Below are 2575 nucleotides of genomic sequence, written 5' to 3' on the forward strand. Positions count from 1 at the left end.
GGAGGGGGAGCCGGCGAAGCCGGGGGAACCCCGTAGGGGTGCCCCGTCGGAGACGCAGGCCGGCGCCGAAGGCGACGGGGCGAAGCGCGAAGCGCGGAGGGTAGGCGCGCCTGTAGGGCGCTACAGCGGATCAGTCTGAGTAGTTGCTGGAGTTTTCCACTGATTTGGGCCTCCAATTACCAGAAAGATTTATAGGATTTTTTAAAGGCTAAACCTTACAGGTTTAGGGGGGGGGCGATCTAACGATGCAAAGGGGGTGCAATCTATCGGAACCAAGGGGGGGAATCTATCGGAATGGGGGGGGCGATCTATCGTGGATAACTTCGCCAGTTCACAGGGTTGTGCACCGGCCCTTTCCAGTCGATCGCCGGCCACAAAATTCCGTAGATCAACATTTTACGGAAAGCCCCATAGCTTCTGAGCAACGACTCAAAGGGGGGGCGATCTAACGGGAAGTCATCGAGTCGGCCCACCCTTGTAAGGGATGGGCGGCGGAGACGGCAGCAGCAGCAGCCCTGGCCCATTGGTGCCGTCCTTCTTCTCAAGGCGCCTCACACGGGCCTGTGGATACACGGCCAGAACTTTTTTGAGCGCCGGCAAAAACTCCTTCTTGAAATCCTTGTCCGGGTCTTTGCCGGTGTACTCCTGTGCGAACTGCTCGCGCAGCACCGTCCAGCGCAAGGGAACGCCCCTGCCCTCGATGCGATGCAGGCGATGGGCCAGCCAGGCGTAGACGTCCAAGGCCAGCGAGGAGCCTTTCAGGGCCAAAAGAGCACGGTTGTCGAGCGGTACTGCACTATCCATCAGCGACGAGAAATATTCCTCTGATAGCACCATGACGCCCGGCCATAGCGCACGCTGCTGCGTCTCCTTGTTCGATAACCAAGCGTCGAATTGCTTGACCGGCTGCCCATTGTAGGTTCGCCCCTTGAGCCCGAGTTGCAGTCGGCACGCAGCTAGGGCATGCATCTGCCGCCGTAGCGTCGTGTAGCGTCCGCCTTGGTCGTCCATGTCCATCAGTCGCAAGAACTCGGCTGCACTGTCACCGATGGGGATTTCCTGCACCTTGTTCCGCACGGCGAAGGTGGACACCCAGGCCAGTGCAAGCCGTGGCATAACGCCGTAAGGGATTGGCTGCAATACAGGTCCCCTCCCCTCGTCCAGGTAACCGGCCTGCACGTTCATCCATGCCGCGCCGGACTGACGCATAAATTCGCGGCCGTCGACCTTAGCGCGCGGCAAGCCGACCTGGCACAAGACGGCATGAGTAAAGGCCATGTCTTCGCCGCTCGGCGGGGTCGTCGCGATTTCTGCGCCAACCTCAATCAACTTCCCTTCCTGCTGCGTGAGCGTGGCTCTGGCGGCTGATTTCTTGCCGAGGGCCTTTGCGGCCGATTTCTTGGCTACGTGCTTCACCGGCCCTTCGGGATCGAGGCGAGCCATGAAACCATCGTCAAGGACGTCGCCGATCCGGATCAGACCGCCTTTTCTCTCTGCCATACATGCCCCTTTAGCAGCTAAATAAGCCCCTATGGATATTAAAAGGATATTATTTTAATATCCTTTAGCTCTGAAAAATATCACCCTCTAGGGCACGGAAAATTGCCATGTTGATGACCGCCGCACGGGCCTGGCCGGTCCGCTTGGCCACGTCGTCCACCTTCCGCAACAGCTCGGGGGCAATGGTCAAGGTGATCTGCCGCTTATGACCTTTCGGGATGCCCTTCTCATAGACCGTCGGCGTAGCCGCAGCCGAACCGGCGTCAGGAGCCCCTTGGATGAAAGCATCTGCGGCTGCATTCGTTGATTTTGGCTTACGTTGGATAGACATTTCTATCACTCCTTTTAGGCGATTACTTGGATATTAAAAACAGATGAAACTAGATTTTTAATTTCCGTGATCGCCTTCGGATCACGCGGCGTCAGCTCGGACACCGCTAGACCGGCTCCGCCGGCGTTGCTGAACGCCTTGCGCCGCCGAATCGGAGTCGCCAGGTACTCGAACTGGGGAACATCGGCCACGGCGGCCGCCGCATCAGCGTTATCGGCCGAATGTTCGCCGGGGTCAGCCTGATTCATCACGGCATAGCAACGCAGACCGTCGCGCACGCTCCGCGCCTCATCGACCAGTGCTGCCATGTCATCGAGTGCCCACACGTCATAGGAACGCGGAGCGAATGGCACCAGTAGCACATCCGACAGGATCAGCGCCGCCCGTAACGCCGTCGAGTCTCGGCCGCCGGCATCGATGATGATGTCTTGCCACTTGTCGCGCTGCTGCTGCACCTGGCCGCGCAACGCCGGACCGTCAGCGTACTGCGCGCAGGCGATTCCTGGCCGTCGGCTGCTCTCTGCCCGCGCAGCAATGGCGGCGGCCGCCGTCCCTTGGCGGTCGCCGTCAATCAGCCAAACATCGCGGCCAGCTAGCGCACGAGCGATAGCGAGCTGAACCGCAAGTGTGGTCTTGCCGACGCCGCCCTTGGTGTTGCCTATCGTAACAATCACGTTAGCACCTTAAATGGATATTAAATTACCTTTGAAATCATCGCACCGACAACAAAGTGAAGTCAATAGG

At 59.1% G+C, this 2575-nt stretch carries 3 protein-coding genes; all 3 read right to left on the reverse strand.

What is annotated here, in order from left to right:
- Positions 1–456 precede the first annotated feature (456 nt).
- A complete protein-coding gene (locus tag HP459_RS22325; protein WP_105816255.1) occupies positions 457–1500 on the reverse strand; it encodes a replication protein RepA in 1044 nt (347 codons plus the stop codon).
- Between the two features lie 64 nt (positions 1501–1564).
- On the reverse strand, positions 1565–1831 hold the full coding sequence (locus HP459_RS22330; RefSeq protein WP_105816254.1) for a CopG family transcriptional regulator: 267 nt from the start codon (positions 1829–1831) through the stop codon (positions 1565–1567).
- Between the two features lie 14 nt (positions 1832–1845).
- Positions 1846–2505 carry an AAA family ATPase gene (locus HP459_RS22335; protein WP_105816253.1) on the reverse strand — a complete coding sequence of 220 codons (660 nt, stop codon included), beginning with the start codon at positions 2503–2505 and terminating at the stop codon, positions 1846–1848.
- Between the last annotated feature and the right edge of the window lie 70 nt (positions 2506–2575).

This window comes from Enterobacter sp. CM29, assembly GCF_013179605.1.
Taxonomy (GTDB): Bacteria; Pseudomonadota; Gammaproteobacteria; order Enterobacterales; family Enterobacteriaceae; genus Enterobacter; species Enterobacter intestinihominis.